This window comes from Streptomyces sp. NPDC057253 (assembly GCF_042669125.1).
Classification (GTDB): Bacteria; Actinomycetota; Actinomycetes; order Streptomycetales; family Streptomycetaceae; genus Streptomyces.
Map to the genome: position 1 here is coordinate 15760 of NZ_JBHUXV010000041.1, position 17125 is coordinate 32884.

A 17125-nucleotide genomic window follows, 5' to 3' on the forward strand; every position below is an offset into this window, starting at 1 on the left:
CGGTGAGGAGTGGTGTTTTCCGTGGTGTCCATCTGACCAAATCGGCCGTGAACATGCGTCAGCCCACGGAGGCAACTCCGCGTACACCTGGGGTATGACACGACATGCGGGCGCCCCCTACGACCCGTAGGGGGCGCCCCCTGCACCCGTGACGAAACCCGGTGATCAGCCGCGCAGGAACACGTAGTCCGCCTGGTACGGCACCCCGACGATCGTGCCCGGGGAGCAGGAGCCGGCCGGGGCGACGCCGCCGACGGTGTTCAGCCGCAGGATCTCCACGGTGTCGGCGAGCAGGCCGTGGTGGCGGCCGGACTGGGTGGCCCTCAGGTCCAGCTCGGGGATGTTCCGGTCCCCGTTGGCCGTCTTGGACAGCAGCGCTCCGGTGACCGCGCTGCGGTCGGGGGCGATCCACTGCGGGGTACCGGAGTTGGGCTTCACGAAGGAGTGCGCGATCCCTCCACCGAGCACCGCGGCGACGTCCCGCTGGGCGAAGGCGTGACCGCCGCCCGCAGCCGGCTTGCACTGGTAGATCTGCTTGCCCTTGACCACGGAGGCCTGGAAGTTGTGCAGCGCGTCCCGGAAGTCGAAGGCGGCGACGGTGACCTTGTGGAGCTGGCCGCGGACGGCTCCGCCGGGGAACTCGGCGGTGTGCAGGTTGGCGTAGAACGCGTTCGGGTCGGCCTTCAGCCGGGCCAGCAGGGCCTTGTCCCCGACCTTCACGGTGCCGGTGACGGTGTGGCGGCGGCTGCTCTTGAGCAGGTCGGTGAAGTCGACCTTGATGCCGCCGTTGACGCCCCGCGCGCCCTCGTGGATGTGCAGCGCGGTGGGCCTCGCGACCCCCGCCCACTTCACGGCGACGGAGACCTTGTCGCCCTTGACCTTGATGAACTCCAGTGCGGCGCCGTCCTTGTCGCCGACGGCGGGGCCGCCCGCGACGGGCACCTCGTTGGCCCCGCGCAGGCTCGCGGCAAGCAGGGTGCCGCCCTTGCCGCCGGACGCGGCCACGCTCCGGCTCACGATCTCCTGTCCGCCGGCCGCGTGGCCGGAGTGCGCCGTGTGGTCGGCACGGGCGCTTCCGGCGGCGAAGGCGGGTATCACCGCGGCGGCGACACCACCGGCGGTGGCCACCGCGACGGCGGTGACGAGCAGGCTCTTACGGCGGTTCGAGAACGTCGTATTGATGCCCATGATTCTGATTTCTCCCCGTAATGCGGCCGACGCCCCCTGCGTCGGCTTCGTACAGGCAATTCGGAGGAGATCTCAGGTTGGATTGAGTCCAAGGTAGTGACGTACGTCACATCCGGGTGCGTCCCTATCCCGCGCGGTGCACCACCGCGTCGCACAGCTCCATCAGGGCCGCCTTCGCGTCGCACTCCCGCAGGGGGGCCAGCGCCGCGCGCGCGTCCTGGGCGTACTGCACGGTGTCCTTGCGGGCCTGCTCCAGGGCGGGGTGCGCCCGCAGCGCGGCCAGCGCCTCGGCGTGCCGGGTGTCGTCCGTGAGGTCGGAGTCGAGCAGCTCGCACAGGGCGATGTCCTCGGCGAGACCGAGGCGGGCGGCCCGCTCGCGCAGCCGCAGCACCGGCATGGTGGGGATGCCCTCGCGCAGGTCGGTGCCCGGGGTCTTGCCGGACTCGTGCGAGTCGGAGGCGATGTCCAGCACGTCGTCCGCGAGCTGGAAGGCCACGCCGAGGCGCTCGCCGTACTGGGTCAGGACGTCCACGACCGTCTCGTCGGCGCCGGACATCATGGCCCCGAAGCGGCAGGAGACGGCGACCAGGGAGCCCGTCTTGCCGCCGAGCACGTCCAGGTAGTGCTCGACCGGGTCGCGGCCGTCCATCGGGCCCGCGGTCTCCAGGATCTGGCCGGTGACCAGGCGTTCGAACGCCTCCGCCTGCACCCGGACCGCCTCGGGGCCGAGGTCGGCGAGGATGTGCGAGGCGCGGGCGAAGAGGAAGTCGCCGGTCAGCACGGCCACCGAGTTGCCCCAGCGGGTGTTGGCGCTGTCGACCCCGCGGCGCACCGCGGCCTCGTCCATCACGTCGTCGTGGTACAGCGTGGCCAGGTGGGTCAGCTCCACCACCACGGCCGACGGCACCACGCCCGGCGCATAGGGGTCGCCGAACTGGGCGGCGAGCATCACGAGGAGCGGCCGGAACCGCTTTCCGCCCGCGCGCACCAGATGCTGGGCGGCCTCCGTGATGAAGGGGACCTCGCTCTTGGTGGCTTCGAGCAGTCCCTCCTCGACAGCCGTCATTCCGGCCTGGACATCGGCTTCCAGAGCCTGGTCCCGCACGCTCAGCCCGAACGGCCCGACGACGGTCACGAGGGGTCTCCTGTCTGCTGGTGTCTTCTGGCGGTTACGCGGAATGTCGATAGGTCGCTGCCATCACTCAAGTCAGCGTATCCGGTCACCTTTGGATCACCGATAGCGCCCGCCCCGTCCATGCCAGGCGGTATCGGATCACGACCGGTATGTTTTTGATCACCTGAAAAGAACGGACATCTATCTCCTTATAGGGAAATGATGCACATCCGTACGCCCTTCCCCCACGAGACGACGCACGACGACGTCCGCGTCCCGCTGCCGGACGGGACGCGGCTGCACGCGCGGGTGTGGCGGCCGCTCACTCCCGAACCGGTACCCGCGATCCTCGAATACCTGCCGTACCGCCTCACCGAGGGCACCGCGCCCCGCGACGGGCAGCGCCACTCCTGGTACGCGGGCCACGGCTACGCCTCCGTGCGCGTGGACGTGCGCGGGCACGGCGACAGCGAGGGCGTGCCGGGCGAGGCGTACTCGGCGACCGAGCTCGCCGACGGGGTCGAGGTCGTCGACTGGCTGGCGGCGCAGCCCTGGTGCGACGGCAGGGTGGGCATGGTCGGCATCTCCTGGGGCGGCTTCGGCTCCCTGCGGATCGCGGCCCTCGCACCCGAGCCGCTCAAGGCGGTCGTCACCGTCTGCGCGACCGACGACCGCTACGACAACGACGTGCACTACCTGGGAGGTTCCGTCCTCGCTGCGGACACGCACGCGTGGGCGGCGACGATGCTCGCCCTCGCCTCCCGGCCGCCGGACCCGCTCCATGTCGGCGACGACTGGCGGGACATGTGGCTCAAGCGCCTGGAGGCCCTGGACCCGCCGCTCCACACCTGGCTCGCCCACCAGACCCGTGACGAACACTGGCGCCATGACAGCGTCCGCGAGGACTACGGCTCCATCGACGCGGCGGTCCTCGCAGTGGGCGGCTGGCACGACCCGTACCGCGACACGGTCCTGCGGCTGGTCGAGCACCTGCCGGCCGACCGGGTCCGCGGGATCGTCGGCCCCTGGTCCCACCAGTACCCGGACCGCGGCACCTACGTCAGCCACTCCCACCCCCCGGCGACGGCGTACGGCACCCTGCCCGGCCGCTGGGTCGGCGAGCCCGCCTGGCCCTCCCCCCACGTCACGACGGTGTCGTACGGCCTTCAGGGCCCCGCCGTGCTGGTCCGCTCGCCGCAGCACACCGGCGTGGACGCCGGCCCGTTCGTCCCGTCCGGCGGCGACGCCGATCTGCCGCCGGACCAGCGGGAGGAGGACGCCCGTTCGGCCTGCTTCGAGTTCGCGGTGGGTGAGCAGACGTGCGTGCTGGGGCGGCCGCGGGTGCGGCTCAGGGTGACCTCGGAGGTGTCGCGCGGGCAGGTCGTGGCACGGCTGTGCGATGTCGCGCCGGACGGCTCGTCGACCCTCGTGACGCGGGGGGCGCTGAACCTCTCCGCACGCCATGGCCCGGACCGGGCGGTGCCCTGGGAGCCGGGGGCCACGCAGGAGGTGGCCTTCGAGCTGAGCGGCACCGGGCACGCCTTCCCGCCCGGCCACCGGATCCGGCTCGCCGTGTCCTCGGCGTACTGGCCGTGGATCTGGCCGCAGCCCGAGTCGCAGGCGGGCTTCACGCTGGACCCCGCGGGCAGCTTCCTGGAGTTGCCGGTACGCGCGCGTGAGGCGTCCCCGGACATCACGTTCGCGGAGCCGGAGCAGGCCGCGCCGCCGGGAGGCACGCAGGGCGTGGCCGCCGACGGATGGAGCCCGGTCACGCTGGACGAGCCGCGACCCGAGCGGCTGGTCGTGCGGGACGTGGCCAAGGGCGAGTGGCGTCTGGAGGTCGATCCCCGGTACGGCGGCACGCGCGTGTACCCCGACGGGCTGGAGTTCACCGAGGACGCGCGGGAGACGTACACGATCGACGAGAAGGACCCGCTGTCCGCGCGCACCCGCTCGGACCGGTCGATCCGGCTGCACCGACCCGAGCTCGCCTGGGACACCACCGTGCGCTCCCGCTCGGAGATCAGCTGCGACGGGACGGACTTTTCCACCTCGAACGAGGTGATGTGCACCGACGGCGGTGAGGTGGTCTTCCACCGGACATGGGAGCAGCGGATCCCACGGACGGCCGGTTGACTATGAGTTGGGTCTCTTGCCCGTTTTGCACGTCTTGCGCATGGGCGTGACTTGACTCACTCCAGCCGACGGATCGACAGATATCCGGAATTCCTCAATCCGCCTTTTCGGCTGCGTCAGTTGAGACTTGCGACCGCAAAGGATCAAGTGCCTCAAATGCCCCCGACCAAGGTCAATAGGCACTCCACGTGAATTCGCCACTTGTTCCGGACATGTGCTCTCGCATACGTTCCCGGCCTGTCGGGCGGACGCCGAATCCTGCCGCCGCCCGTACACCCACCGAGAACCACGGCAGGAGCGGGGGACCCAGGTAAGTCGCCGGAACGGTCGTCTTCGGACATACCGGTACGGCTTGGGGTGAAGTCATGCCTTTTACGGGCATGGCCGGGCAACTCCCCGCCCGAACCCGACAGCTCACCTCGCAGGCGACGGAGAGGAACTTCGCCATGCCTGCTGCCGCTCAGCACCGTGCTTCCCGCACCCACCGTCTCGTCCGCAAGCTCGCCGTCGCCGGCACCGGAGTCGCCGTACTCGCGCTCCCGCTCATCGGTGCGACGACCGCGTCCGCGGCCACCCCGGCCGTACAGACCGCGACCAGCCTCGGGTACGCCAACAACCTCGACGGCTGGATCCGCGCCTCCCTCGCCGTCATGGCGGAGCACGGGATCCCCGGCTCCTACGACGGCATCTACCGCAACGTCATCCGCGAGTCCTCCGGCAACCCCTACGCCATCAACCTCTGGGACTCCAACGCGGCCGCCGGCACGCCCTCCAAGGGCCTGCTCCAGGTGATCGACCCGACGTTCAACGCCTACCACGTGGCCAACACCTCGTGGGACCCGTACGACCCGGTCGCCAACATCACCGCGGCCTGCAACTACGCGGCGGCGCGGTACGGGTCCATCGACAACGTGTTCGGCGCCTACTAGGAACTACGCCCGGCTGAAGAGTCTTTCGAGGACGACGGCGATGCCGTCGTCCTCGTTCGACAGGGTCACCTCGTCGGCCACGGCCTTGAGTTCGGGGTGGGCGTTGGCCATCGCGACGCCGTGGGCCGCCCAGTCGAACATCGGGATGTCGTTGGGCATGTCCCCGAAGGCGATCGTCACCTCGGGTCCCAGGCCCAGGTGTTCGGCGGCCAGCGCGAGGCCGGTCGCCTTGGTGATGCCGCATGGCTGGAGTTCGACGGTCCCGGGTCCCGACATGGTGACCGTGGCCAGCGAACCCACCACCGAGCGTGCCGTGACCGCCAACTCGTCGTCCGACAGGTAGGGGTGGCGCAGCAGCACCTTGCTGATCGGCTCGCACCACAGGTCGTCGCGGCGGCCGACCCGCACCGCGGGCAGGGTCGGATGGGGCATCAGATAGCCCGGTTCGATGAGCGTGAGCCCGTCGACACCGTCCTGGTCCACCGCCGCGTACACCAGCCCGACCTCGGCCTCGATCTTCCCCAGCGCGGTCTCCGCCAGCTCCCGGTCCAGGGTCACCGACCAGAGCAGACGGTCCGCGCCGGCGTCGTACACCTGCGCGCCCTGTCCGCACACCGCGAGCCCCGTGCTGCCGAGGTCGTCGAGGAGCGGCCGCACTCTGGGCGCCGGCCGTCCGGTCACGACGAGGTGCTGGGCCCCGCCCTCCGCCACCCTCGCGAGCGCGGCCAACGACCGGTCGGAGAGGGTGTCGTCGGCGCGGAGCAGCGTGCCGTCCAGGTCGGTGGCGATGAGTGAATATGCGGGGGAGGCGGCCATGATCAGAGAATACGGATGGTTGGCCCCTCCGACTCGACGCGAACCGGACGGCTGCTGCTTTCACATCTGTTGACGGCAGTTCCGGTTCGGGGGGTGCGGCGGTGTGCTGCGCACCGCCACCGCGCGCCGCGCCCCGGTGTGCGGGCGGTTCGGGGGCATGTCCCGTGCGGTTCCGGCAGGTTGAGATGGCGAAGGGGTGGGGCGGGCAGTGCGGGGCTCCCCATGCCGCGGTGACCGGTCGCGACCCCGCCCGCCTTGTGCCGATGCCCCCATGGCGCCCGCCGCCCCGGCTGCCCCCGTCCGTGACAAGGCGGCCGCGCTGGGCCGCGGTTGGGGCGGGGGGACCGAAGGCGCCCCGACTGCCTCATGCCGACGTGACCCGCGCCACCGTGACCGGTCGCGACTCCCCCTGCCTCATTCAACGGGCCCGTGACGCAGGGACCGGTGGGCTCCCCCGCCTGCCCATCCCGCGGCCCTCACACAGCCCTGCCCTGCCCTGCCCGCGGAGCGCTACGCCGAGTCCCTTACCACCAGTTGGGTCGGGAGGATGACTCCCGCTGTGTTCTCGCCGGACATCTGGGCCAGGAGCATGCGGACCATCTCGGCGCTGATGCGGTCGAAGGGCTGGCGCATGGTGGTGAGGGCCGGGGCGATGGCGGTGGCCGCCGGGGAGTCGTCGAAGCCGCCGACGGCGATGTCGTCGGGGACCGAACGCCCGGACTGCTGAAGGACGTTGACGACACCCAGGGCCATCAGGTCCGAGGCGACGAAGACCGCGTCCATGTCGGGGGCCTGGGCGAGCAGGCGCCGGGCCGCGCGCTCGCCGCCGCTGCGCCGGAAGTCGCCCTCCACCACCAGCGCCGGGTCGTAGGGCAGGCCCGCCTCGGCGAGCACGTCCCGGTAGCCGGCCAGCCGGTCCGGGCCGCCCGGCATGTCCAGCGGCCCGGTGACCATGCCGACGCGGCGCCGCCCGCCCGCGATCAGATGCCGGACCATGTCCTGCGCACCGTCCCGGTCGGCGGCGGCCACGTAACTCACCCTGGAGCCGAGCCCGATCGGCTTGCCGCACACCACCAACGGGATCCCGGCGTCGTGCAGTTCGGCCGCGACCGGGTCACCGCTGTGGTTGGACAGCAGCAGCACCCCGTCGACGTGGCCCGAGGTGATGTACCGGGTCAGGCGCCGCCGGTCGTCGTCGCTCTCGGCGAGCATGAGCAGCAGCGGGATGTCGTGCTGGGCCAGCCGCTCGGTGCACCCCCGCAGCAGGACGTTGAAGTTGGGATCCTCGAAGAACTTCTCCTGCGGCTCCGTCAGCAGGAACGCCACCGAGTCCGAGCGGCCCGTACTGAGGCTGCGCGCATGCCGGTTGACCACGTACCCGGTCTTCCTGATGGCGGCCTCGACGGCCCGCCCGGCGGCGGCCGAGACGTAGTGGCCGCCGTTCAGGAAGCGGGAGACGGTCCCCCGCGACACGCCCGCCTCGCGGGCCACGTCGTGGATGGTGGGGGGCTTGCGGCGCCCGTTCGCACTCGTGGTCATGTTCCTCGTCAACTAGAGACGTCAGCAGGGGGTGTTCAGGCCTTGACCGAGCCGCTCAGCAGGTCCAGGGACCAGAACCGCTGGATCACCAGGAAGAGCGCGATCAGCGGCAGGATCGCCAGCAGACAGCCGGTGATCACCAGGGTGTAGAGGGCCGGCTGCGAGGCGCCCTGGGCGAGCAGCGTGTACAGGCCGAGGGTGATCGGGAACTTCTCGTCGTCGGCGAGCATCACGTACGGCAGCAGGAAGTTGTTCCAGATGCCGACGAACTGGAAGAGGAACACCGTGATCAGGCCGGGCATCATCATCGGTACGGCGATCCGCGAGAAGATCCGCCACTCGCTCGCGCCGTCCATGCGGGCCGCCTCCATCAGCTCGGCGGGCACCGACGCGGCCGCGTAGATGCGGACCAGGTAGACGCCGTAGGGCGAGAGGATCGACGGCAGCAGCATCGCCCCGTACGAGTCGGCCATGCCCAGCTTCGACAGCAGCAGGTACTGCGGTACGGCGAGCACGATGGACGGGACCAGGACGCCGGCCAGGATCATCTTGAAGACGGCCTCACGGCCCCGGAAGGCGAACCGGCCGAGCGCATAGCCGCCGGCCGCGGAGACCGCGGCGGAGAGCAGGGCGCCGAGACCGGCGTAGAAGGCCGAGTTGGCCATCCACTTCCAGAAGATGCCGTCCCGGTAGGCGGTCAGGTCGCGCAGGTTCTGGAGGAAGCCGGAGCCGGGGGCGAAGGTGAAGGTGGAGAACAGCTCCGACCGGTCCTTGGTCGCCGCGATGACCACCCAGGCGATGGGGATCAGGCAGTACAGCGCGCCGAGGAGCAGCACGAGCGTGGGCACCCAGGCGGTACGGCGCGTCCTCGCGGCGGTGTCGGCGGTGAGGGTGAGCGGGGTCATGCCCGGTCCTCCCGGGTGTAGCGGTCGGAGATGCGCAGCAGGGTGAAGGAGAGGACGAACGTGGCCAGGGCCAGGACGACCGCGGTGGCGGAGGCGCCGTAGATGTCGGACTGGAGGAAGGCCTTGTCGTAGATGGCCATCAGGGGGCTCCACGAGCTGGGCAGGCCGTTGGTCAGGGGCTTGAGGGCCATCGGCTCGGTGAAGACCTGGAGGGTGGCGATCACCGAGAAGAAGAAGGTGAGCACCAGGGAGGGCATCACGATCGGGATCTTGATCCGCAGGGCGATCTTCAGGTCGGTCGCGCCGTCGATCCTGGCCGCCTCGTAGATGTCCGGCGGGATGGCCCTGAGGGCGGTGTAGATGACGATCATGTTGAAGCCGGTGCCGCCCCAGACCGCGATGTTCGCGAAGGAGAGGTAGAGGTTGCCGCCGTCGAACAGGTCGGGCCCCGGGAGGCCGAGCTTGTCCAGCAGGTAGTAGAAGGGGCTGACGTCCGGCAGGTAGAGGAAGCCCCACATGAGGGCGGCGATGATGCCCGGGACCGCGTACGGCAGAAAGATCATCAGCCGGGCGAAGGGCGCGCTGCGGGCCTTCGGGGTGTCGAGCATGAGCGCGAACAGCAGCGCGAGGCCCAGCATGGTCGGGATGACGATGAGGCCGTAGCCGAAGGCGCGCAGCACGCTGTGGCCGAACTCGGAGTCCTTCAGGACGTCGGTGTAGTTGCCGAGACCGTTCCAGACCTGTTCGCGGGCGCCCTTGCCGAGTCCGATGCCCTTGACCCGGACCTTGTGCAGGCTCAGCCAGATCGCGTACCCGATGGGCACCACGGTGAAGGCGGCGAAGAGGGTGAGGGTGGGCACCAGGAACCAGTACGGTGCGCTGCGGCCACGGCGGCGGGGGCGGCTGGGGCGGACGGACTGGGCGGCGGTGCCGGTGCCGTCCGCCAAGGGGCCGGCCTCGGTGAGGTCGGCGCCCTTGAGCGGAGCGCTGGTCATGCCTCGGTCACCTCGAAGCCCTGCTTCTTCATGTCGGCGAACGTCTTCGACTGCACGGTGGCGAGGGCGGAGTCGAACTGGGCCTCCTTCTTCGCCTTGCTGGCCTTGCCGAAGGCGTCCTGGAAGGTGGTGTAGGCCGTGTTGACGTTGGGGCCCCAGGCCGCGGCGGCCGTGGTGGCGGCGATCTGACCGGCCGTGGTGTAGAAGTCGGCCTGGTTCGAGAAGAACTCCGGCGTGGTCAGCACGTCACCGGACTGGCCCTTGGTGGCCGCCGGGTAGATCGCGACCTCCTTGACCAGGGCGGCCAGCGCCTCCGGGTCGGTGTTCAGCCAGGTGGCGAACTTGGCGGCGGCCTCGGCGTGCTTGGAGTCGGTGGAGACACCGGTGGAGGAGCCGCCCCAGCTGCCGGTGACGTTCTCGCCGGACTTCCACTGCGACAGCGGGGCCATGCGCCACTTGCCCTTGGTGTCGGGCGCCGAGGAGACCAGCACACCGGGCGCCCAGACCGCGGAGACCCAGGCGAGGTGGGTGCCCTTGTTGAGGGCGTTGTTCCAGGCCGGGGTGTACATGGGCTGGTTGTCGATGACGCCCTCCTGGACCAGGCCGCCCCAGAACTCGGCGACCTGCTTGGTGGCCGCGTCGTCGATGCCGACGGTCCACTTGCCGGACGGGTCGACGGTCCACCACTTGCCGCCGGCCTGCTGGGCGAGACCCGCGAACAGGCCGGGGTCGTTGGAGGAGAAGGTGGTCAGGTAGGCGTCCGGCACGGCCTTCTTGGCGGCGCGGGCGGTCTCCGCGAACTCCGTCCAGGTCTTCGGGACGCTCAGACCGTGCTGCTTGAAGAGGTCCTCGCGGTAGTAGAACATCAGCGGCCCGGCGTCCTGCGGGATCGCGTAGAGCGCGTCCGTGCCGAGCGTGACCATCCCCCAAAGGCCCTCGGCGAACTGGGACTTGGTGTCCCCGGCGTACTTGGTGATGTCGGCCAGGACGTCGTTGGAGACCAGGGTGGGCAGCGACTGGTACTCGACCTGGATGAGGTCGGGGGCGTTGCCGGCCTTCTTCGCGGTGATCAGCTTGGAGACGATCTCGCCGCCGCTCGCCTGCTTGGACACGGTGACCGTGATGTCCGGGTTCTTCTTGTTCCAGATCGCGGCGACCTTCTCCATGTTCGGAGCCCACGACCAGTAGGTCAGCTTGACCGGGCCGCTGTCGCCGCCGGAGTCCTTGTCGTCGGAACCGCCGCAGGCGGCGAGGGTGCTGGTGAGGCCGAGGGCTGCGGCCCCGGCAAGGATGCTGCGCCTGCTGATCTGGCGGCGGTTGATCGACATCTTCATCTCCCCTGACTTGGAACCAGCCGGTCTCGGACATCCCGCGTACGCGGCAACCGCCGTGGGGGGAGGTTCTGCGGACGTGTCCGTGAGGCTGTGCGCGAGGGCCGCGCGGCTCTGTGATCGTGCACAGTAGAGAATTGTTTCAGCCCCTTGTCAATGGCGGGGGTGTGGGGTTACCTACTTGTTGCCCGCCGATGACAGGGGCGAGGGGAGCTGTGCACGATCACAGAAAATGAGGGTTTTCTGGGTCGTACAGCGTTCCGCCGGCCCCCTCACCCCGTTCCCGGCCCTCCCCCGGGCCGTCGGACTCACCACCGCGCCGGCACCGCCGTGACCGTCCGTGAAAGGACCCTTTGACATGCGCAGACGCAGTGTCCTCGCCGCCGCCGGCGCCGCCGCGCTGGCCGCTCCGGTGCTGGGGGCGGCTCAGGCCGTGGCCGCTCCGGATTCAGCCGGCTCTTCCGGCTCCTCGGGTGACCGGTGCCTGGAGATCCGGGGCGTCGACATCTCGTCGCTGCCGAAGAACGAGGACCACGGAGCGGTGTACCGGACTGCCGACGGCCGCCGTGAGGACCCGGTCCGGCTGATCGCGCGGGCCGGCGTCACCCACGCCCGCCTCAAGGTGTGGGTGAACCCGGCGGACGGCTACAACAACAAGGCGCACATCCTGCCGCTGGCACGGCGGTTGAAGCGGGCCGGCGTCGGCATCTGGATCGACTTCCACTACTCCGACGGCTGGGCCGACCCGGCGCACCAGACCAAGCCGGCCGCGTGGGCGGGCCTGGACGTGCCGGGCCTGGCCAGGGCGGTGCACGACCACACGGCCGATGTGCTGGGCGCTTTGCGCAGGCAGGGCACGCCCGCCCAACTCGTGCAGATCGGCAATGAGTTGAACGGCGGGCTGATCTGGCCGGAGGGCAACTGGGAGCACTTCGACAACATGACCGCCTTCCTCAAGGCAGGTCTCAGCGCGGCCCGCGACACCACCCCGCGCGTCCGCACGATCCTGCACCTGGCGAACGGCGGCGACAACGGGCTGTACCGCTGGTGGTTCGACAACGTGGTGTCGTACGGCGTCGACTTCGACATCATCGGGCTCTCGTACTACCCGTTCTGGCACGGCCCGCTCGCGAACGCCGCCGCCAACATGGCCGACATCACAGCCCGTTACGGCAAGCCGTGCGTGATCGCCGAGACCGCGTACCCGTTCACGCTGGAGAGCGAGGACGACGTCAACGACATCATGAACGACCCTTCGCAGCTGACCGAGGGCTACCCGGCCACGCCCGCGGGCCAGGCCGCGTGGCTGCGCACGGTCGCCGACCTCGCCGCCGGTGTCCCCGGCGGGCAGGGCCTCGGCTACTGCTACTGGGAGGGGCTGTGGACCTACCGCGCGGGCAGCGGCTGGGACCCGACGGACGCGGCCTCGGGCAACGCGTGGGAGAACCTGGCCCTGTTCGACTTCCAGGACCGGGAGCTGCCGGGGCTGCGGACGCTGGGGCGTTACCGGGCGTAGGGCACGCTGCGGGTGTTGGGGGCCGCACCGCGCTGCGGGTGTAGGAGGCTGCACCGCGCACGGGGTGTAGGGGGCTAGACCGCGCTCGGGGTGTAGGGGGCTACACCCCGGATACGCCGGGCAGCTCCCTCGTGGCGGCGGGGCGGGCGGCGGAATCGTGGAGGGCATCGCGTCCCGCCCCGAGAAAGGTCGGCCACCCCATGCGCCGTAGCCGTAGCCGTATCCTCACCGTCGTCACCGCCCTGACCGCCGTCGCCCTCACCGCCGTACTGGTCACCGGCTGCGACCCGGACGGCGCCGACAACTCCCTGGACTGCGTGTCCTGGACCGACACCCTCGCGGACGGTCTGCGGGCCGTCCACGAGGGCGACTCCCCCGAGACGATCAGGAAGAAGCTCGACAGGATCGGCGACGAGACCAACGACAGCAAGGTCGAGAAGGCGGTCAAGGATCTCGACAAGGCCGTCGAGGACTACAACAAGGCCGTCCTGAACGGCGACACCGACCCCGACTCCAGCCGGATCGACGCGGCCGCCGACCGGCTGAAGGACCTCTGCACCTCCTGAGGTCAGCCGTGCGCCGCCGCCAGGTGCCGCGTCAGCCTCGGGGAGGCGAACTCCGTGCCGCACACGAAACGCATCACCGGGCCGTAGGAGGCCGCCGCGGGCAGGCCGGTGAAGTACAGACCCGGCACGGAGGAGACGTATCCGGCACCGAGCCTGGGCGTGCCGCGGCTGACCGCCAGCGCGGTGCGCAGTTCGTGGCCGAGGAAGTCCATCGCGGCGATGTCGACGCGGTAGCCGGTGGCCGCGATGACGTGGTCGGCCGAGAGGCGGTCCCTGCGGCCGGTGTGGCCGAGCACCTCCAGGGCCGGGTGCCCGTCGTTCGCGTCCGCACCGACGATCCGGTCCACCTCGGTGACCTGGACCTTGCCCTCGAAGCGGTCGCGCAGCCACCACGCGCCGAGCGGGCCGAGGACCCGGCGCACCAGGTAGTGGCGGGTGCTCGCCGGGAGCAGCCGGTAGGGGTGCGGGTAGTAGGTCAGGGCCCACAGCGACCAGGCGCGGCCGAAGGGCGACTCCGGGCGCAGCCTCGGCTGCCGCCACGGCGGGGCACCGAAGGCCACCCTGCCGTGGCCGCGGGCGACCACCCTGACCTGCGCGCCGGCCTCCGCCGCGAGGGCGGCCGTCTCCAGCGCGGACTGGCCGGCGCCGACGACGAGCAGCTCCTTGCCCGCGAACCGGGTGAGGTCGTGGTGCTGGGAGCTGTGCGACACGGGGGCGGTGGGGGCGGGGCCGTCGGGTGCGGCCGCGGTCAGCTCCGGGGGCAGGTGGGAGAGCCCCGACAGGCCGGTGGCGACCACGACCGCGCGCGCGGTGAAGGACTCGCCCGAGTCGAGCTTGAGCTGGAAGCCCCCCTGCTCGCTGCGGTCCACGGACACCACCCGCACCTGCTCCAGCTCGGGCACCAGCTTCTGCTGGAACCACTGGCCGTAGGCGATGAAGGTCTCCACCGGGACGATGTCCTCGTCCGTCACCAGCCGCGGGATGCCCGCCGCGTCGCAGTAGTCGACGAGGGTGTGGCCGGGCTGGGGCGCGTCGAGGCTGGAGGCGGCCGGGGTGGACTTGAGGAGCATGCCCGCGGGCATGTGGTCGCGCCAGCTGACCATGGGGTCGCCGAAGACGCGCACGGGTAGGCCGCGCGCCCGCAGATGGGCCGCGGTGGACAGGCCGAAGGGCCCGGCGCCGATGACTGCTACCGGATGGATCACGAAGTCCCTCCCCAGGACGTCACTTCGTCACTTCGTGGTGTGCGACCGCTCGGCAGGTCGCGTGCCGCTGGTTCAACTGGTCGAGCCGCCGCGGCGGTTGGTGCGCCACAGCTGGTAGAGGTGCTTGGCGCCGGGCCGCACGAAGCGCCCGAGCATGGTGAGGAACGGCAGCGGGTCGTCACCCGCGAGCCAGGCCAGCTCGGTCCCGCTGGGCCGCTTCGGCGCGTGCGGGGTCGTATAGCCGCTGCGGCGGTAGGCGAGCAGGGCGGGCAGGTCGATGTTCTCCACGACATAGCGGTGGCCGGCCCGCTGTTCGCCCTCCGGGACGGCCCGCCCGGTCAGGTCCAGGTGCATGGCGCGCACCACGTCCACCCCCGACTCGCTCTCGAAGAGCCGGAACTGGGCGCCCATGCGGGGGTTGAAGTCGAGCAGTTTGTACTGGCCGTCGCGCCGGTCGAAGCGCAGGTCGAGGTCGATGATGCCGCTGTAGCCGATCTGTTTGACGAACCGGGCGGCGAGATCGGCGAGTTCCGGGTTGTCGACGACGTAGGCGTTGGCCGTCATGCCCGCGTGCGGCGGCCAGGAGCGCACCTTGACGCCGGTGAACAGGGCCAGCGGGGTGGAGTTGGCGTCGAAGTAGGCGTGCACGATCCAGTCCTCGGCCTCCTGCCGGGGCAGGTACTCCTGGAGGATCACCCCGGGCTGCTCGCCCCAGTCACGGGCGAGGGCGAGCAGCCCTTCACGGGTGGCGATGCGGGTGGTGCCGCCCACCGCGGGCCGCCGGCGCCGTACGAACGCCTCGCGGTTCTTGGCCACCACCGGGAAGCGGGCCTTCTCGGCGAAGGCCACGATGTCGTCGTACGACTGCGGGAAGGCGGCCTCGGGACTCGCGATGCCGTGCTCCACGCACAGTTCGTGCAGGCCCTGTTTGCTGGCGAGGCGGCGGGGCAGGCCGGGTTCCACGCTCGGGAAGAGGAAGCGGCCGTAGAGGTCCCGGCGGTGCTCGGCGATCAGGACCGCGGCCTCCTCGTCGGTCGGGACGAGGACGGCGGGGCGGCCGATGCGGCGCCCGATCCGGACCAGTCCCTCGACCAGTCGGCCCGGGTCCTCGGTGCCGGTCGTCGGCCAGACGAAGGCGCGGGTGAGGTACCGGGAGACGGCCGCGGGTGTCCAACGGTCCTCGGTGACGGCGTACATGGGCACGCCGAGGCGGCCCAGACTGCGGATCGCGCCCACGCCGCCGTGGTGCAGCGGGTAGTCGCCGAACTTGACGATCAAGGCCGGTACGTCTTTGTCGGCCTCGAAAGGCACACTGCTCGCACTCCTGGCCACGGTCCCCCCACGCGTCCCCCAACGGACGTGACCCCACCCATCCCGTCCGTGTCTCGCAAAGGACGCTAAGCCGGAATGCTCTACTCCGACTATCCCTTAACGGGACATTGCCAACTCTTTGGTCCCATTGCTAACCCTTTAGACACTCCCGTCGGGGGCGGCTCGGACGTAACGTGTGGCCCGACCACCGGCACCGCACGGCATGCCCGCGACCGCTCGGCATGCCCGAAAGTGAGGCAGCACCCCATGCCCCCCTTCGATGTCCCCGAGGGCGATCCCTTCGGCCCGCACAACCTCCCCTACGGCGTCTTCTCCACTCCGTCCTCGCAACGGACGGTCGGCGTACGGCTGGGCGACCACGTCCTCGACGCGGGCGCGGCGGCCGCGGCGCTCGGATCCCCGTACGTCTCGCTGCTGGCCCGCCCGACCCTGGGCCCCCTGCTCGCCGCCGGCCGTACGGCCTGGTCGGACGTGCGGCGGGCGCTGACGGCGTGGGTGACGGTGCCCGCGCACCAGGAGGTGATCGCGGACCTCTTCCACCCGCTGTCCTCGGTCGAGCTGCATCTCCCCTTCGAGGTCGCGGACTACGTCGACTTCTACGCCTCCGAGAACCACGCGCGGAACGTCGGCCGGATCTTCCGCCCCGACGGCGAGGCCCTGACCCCCAACTGGAAGCACCTGCCGATCGGTTACCACGGCCGCTCGGGCACGGTGGTGGTGTCGGGGACGGACGTCGTACGGCCGTCGGGGCAGCGGAAGGCTCCCACCGACCCGGCGCCCGTCTTCGGACCGTCCGTGCGGCTCGACATCGAGGCGGAGGTCGGCTTCGTGGTCGGCGTGCCGTCCGAGCTGGGCCGGCCGGTCGGGCTCGGTGACTTCCGCGAGCACGTCTTCGGACTGTGCCTGCTCAACGACTGGTCGGCGCGGGACGTCCAGGCCTGGGAGTACGTCCCCCTCGGCCCGTTCCTCGGCAAGTCCTTCGCCACCTCGGTGTCCGCGTGGATCACCCCGCTGGACGCGCTGGAGGAGGCGCGGGTGGCCCCGCCGGAGCGCACGCACGAGCTGCTGCCGTACCTGGACGACACGGCCCCGGACGTGGAGCCGGGCGGCTACGACCTGCGGATGTCCGTCGCGATCAACGGACAGGTGGTGTCCCGGCCGCCGTTCTCCACCATGTACTGGACGGCGGCCCAGCAGCTCGCGCACATGACGGTGAACGGGGCCTCGCTGCGCACCGGCGACCTGTACGGCTCCGGGACGGTGAGCGGGCCCTCGGCCGACGAGCGGGGTTCCCTGCTGGAGCTGACCTGGAACGGGCGGGACGTCCTGGAACTCCCGGACGGCAAGCGGACGTTCCTGGAGGACGGGGACGTGGTGACGCTGTCGGCGTGGGCGCCGGGTCCGGACGGGGTCCGGGTGGGGTTGGGGGATGTGGTGGGGCGGGTGGTGGCGGGCGGGGGGTGAGGGTCTCCGGCGGGCCGTGAGGTGAGGGCGGGCGGTGAGGGTGTCCGGCGGACCCTGAGGTGAGGGTGGGCGGCGGGCGGTGAGGTGAG

Annotated in this window: 14 protein-coding genes and 1 riboswitch; of the genes, 5 read left to right on the forward strand and 9 right to left on the reverse strand. The window is 70.9% G+C overall.

The window, feature by feature from the left end:
• Nucleotides 1–165: 165 nt before the first annotated feature.
• Nucleotides 166–1188, reverse strand: coding sequence for a CHRD domain-containing protein (locus tag ACFULQ_RS22695; RefSeq protein WP_383546633.1), 1023 nt, complete (start codon nt 1186–1188; stop codon nt 166–168).
• A gap of 124 nt (nt 1189–1312) precedes the next feature.
• Complete coding sequence (locus ACFULQ_RS22700) at nt 1313–2323, reverse strand: polyprenyl synthetase family protein (protein WP_383546636.1); 1011 nt, start codon at nt 2321–2323, stop codon at nt 1313–1315.
• A gap of 201 nt (nt 2324–2524) precedes the next feature.
• Between ACFULQ_RS22700 and ACFULQ_RS22705 the strand changes: the two genes are divergently transcribed.
• Together ACFULQ_RS22705 and ACFULQ_RS22710 are read left to right on the forward strand one after the other, a co-directional pair.
• The gene (locus tag ACFULQ_RS22705) at nt 2525–4438 is read left to right on the forward strand and encodes a CocE/NonD family hydrolase (protein WP_383546699.1); all 1914 of its coding nucleotides are present in this window, start codon (nt 2525–2527) and stop codon (nt 4436–4438) included.
• A gap of 239 nt (nt 4439–4677) precedes the next feature.
• A riboswitch (cyclic di-AMP (ydaO/yuaA leader) is annotated at nt 4678–4879 on the forward strand.
• Between the two features lie 5 nt (nt 4880–4884).
• The gene (locus ACFULQ_RS22710; RefSeq protein ID WP_383546638.1) at nt 4885–5367 is read left to right on the forward strand and encodes a transglycosylase SLT domain-containing protein; all 483 of its coding nucleotides are present in this window, start codon (nt 4885–4887) and stop codon (nt 5365–5367) included.
• 3 nt (nt 5368–5370) lie between these two features.
• On the opposite strand, the gene ACFULQ_RS22715 is transcribed toward ACFULQ_RS22710, so the two are convergent.
• The 5 genes from ACFULQ_RS22715 to ACFULQ_RS22735 form a co-directional block, all read right to left on the reverse strand.
• Nucleotides 5371–6183 (reverse strand): HAD family hydrolase, encoded by an 813-nt coding sequence (locus ACFULQ_RS22715; RefSeq protein ID WP_383546639.1) that lies wholly within the window; start codon nt 6181–6183, stop codon nt 5371–5373.
• Between the two features lie 510 nt (nt 6184–6693).
• On the reverse strand, nt 6694–7722 hold the full coding sequence (locus ACFULQ_RS22720) for a LacI family DNA-binding transcriptional regulator (protein WP_383546640.1): 1029 nt from the start codon (nt 7720–7722) through the stop codon (nt 6694–6696).
• Between the two features lie 35 nt (nt 7723–7757).
• Nucleotides 7758–8627 (reverse strand): carbohydrate ABC transporter permease, encoded by an 870-nt coding sequence (locus tag ACFULQ_RS22725; protein ID WP_383546641.1) that lies wholly within the window; start codon nt 8625–8627, stop codon nt 7758–7760.
• Nucleotides 8624–9622: a carbohydrate ABC transporter permease gene (locus ACFULQ_RS22730; protein ID WP_383546642.1), complete on the reverse strand. Its 999-nt coding sequence runs from the start codon at nt 9620–9622 to the stop codon at nt 8624–8626. Before ACFULQ_RS22730 ends, ACFULQ_RS22725 begins: the two co-directional genes overlap by 4 nt.
• Entirely contained in the window at nt 9619–10956 is a 1338-nt protein-coding gene (locus tag ACFULQ_RS22735; protein ID WP_383546644.1) for an ABC transporter substrate-binding protein, read from the reverse strand. The genes ACFULQ_RS22730 and ACFULQ_RS22735 overlap by 4 nt, the downstream gene beginning before the upstream one ends.
• A gap of 355 nt (nt 10957–11311) precedes the next feature.
• On the opposite strand from ACFULQ_RS22735, the gene ACFULQ_RS22740 reads away from it, so the two are divergent.
• Both ACFULQ_RS22740 and ACFULQ_RS22745 read left to right on the forward strand, forming a co-directional pair.
• On the forward strand, nt 11312–12469 hold the full coding sequence (locus ACFULQ_RS22740; RefSeq protein ID WP_383546646.1) for an arabinogalactan endo-beta-1,4-galactanase: 1158 nt from the start codon (nt 11312–11314) through the stop codon (nt 12467–12469).
• A gap of 200 nt (nt 12470–12669) precedes the next feature.
• On the forward strand, nt 12670–13035 hold the full coding sequence (locus ACFULQ_RS22745) for a hypothetical protein (RefSeq protein ID WP_383546648.1): 366 nt from the start codon (nt 12670–12672) through the stop codon (nt 13033–13035).
• Between the two features lie 2 nt (nt 13036–13037).
• Here ACFULQ_RS22745 and ACFULQ_RS22750 read toward each other — a convergent pair whose 3' ends face one another.
• Entirely contained in the window at nt 13038–14240 is a 1203-nt protein-coding gene (locus ACFULQ_RS22750) for an FAD-dependent oxidoreductase (RefSeq protein ID WP_383546649.1), read from the reverse strand.
• 72 nt (nt 14241–14312) lie between these two features.
• Nucleotides 14313–15551 carry an ATP-grasp domain-containing protein gene (locus ACFULQ_RS22755; RefSeq protein WP_383546651.1) on the reverse strand — a complete coding sequence of 413 codons (1239 nt, stop codon included), beginning with the start codon at nt 15549–15551 and terminating at the stop codon, nt 14313–14315.
• 267 nt (nt 15552–15818) lie between these two features.
• Between ACFULQ_RS22755 and fahA the strand changes: the two genes are divergently transcribed.
• Nucleotides 15819–17036 carry a fumarylacetoacetase gene (gene fahA / locus ACFULQ_RS22760; RefSeq protein ID WP_383546653.1) on the forward strand — a complete coding sequence of 406 codons (1218 nt, stop codon included), beginning with the start codon at nt 15819–15821 and terminating at the stop codon, nt 17034–17036.
• Nucleotides 17037–17125 lie beyond the last annotated feature (89 nt).

What these genes read in the sequence shown, in the direction of transcription:
- ACFULQ_RS22735 (WP_383546644.1), bottom strand. Translation starts at nt 10,956, where the DNA reads ATGAAGATGTCGATCAACCGCCGCCAGATCAGCAGGCGCAGCATCCTT.
- ACFULQ_RS22745 (WP_383546648.1), top strand. Translation starts at nt 12,670, where the DNA reads ATGCGCCGTAGCCGTAGCCGTATCCTCACCGTCGTCACCGCCCTGACC.
- ACFULQ_RS22725 (WP_383546641.1), bottom strand. Translation starts at nt 8,627, where the DNA reads ATGACCCCGCTCACCCTCACCGCCGACACCGCCGCGAGGACGCGCCGT.
- ACFULQ_RS22720 (WP_383546640.1), bottom strand. Translation starts at nt 7,722, where the DNA reads ATGACCACGAGTGCGAACGGGCGCCGCAAGCCCCCCACCATCCACGAC.
- ACFULQ_RS22715 (WP_383546639.1), bottom strand. Translation starts at nt 6,183, where the DNA reads ATGGCCGCCTCCCCCGCATATTCACTCATCGCCACCGACCTGGACGGC.
- fahA (WP_383546653.1), top strand. Translation starts at nt 15,819, where the DNA reads ATGCCCCCCTTCGATGTCCCCGAGGGCGATCCCTTCGGCCCGCACAAC.
- ACFULQ_RS22730 (WP_383546642.1), bottom strand. Translation starts at nt 9,622, where the DNA reads ATGACCAGCGCTCCGCTCAAGGGCGCCGACCTCACCGAGGCCGGCCCC.
- ACFULQ_RS22695 (WP_383546633.1), bottom strand. Translation starts at nt 1,188, where the DNA reads ATGGGCATCAATACGACGTTCTCGAACCGCCGTAAGAGCCTGCTCGTC.
- ACFULQ_RS22740 (WP_383546646.1), top strand. Translation starts at nt 11,312, where the DNA reads ATGCGCAGACGCAGTGTCCTCGCCGCCGCCGGCGCCGCCGCGCTGGCC.
- ACFULQ_RS22705 (WP_383546699.1), top strand. Translation starts at nt 2,525, where the DNA reads ATGCACATCCGTACGCCCTTCCCCCACGAGACGACGCACGACGACGTC.
- ACFULQ_RS22710 (WP_383546638.1), top strand. Translation starts at nt 4,885, where the DNA reads ATGCCTGCTGCCGCTCAGCACCGTGCTTCCCGCACCCACCGTCTCGTC.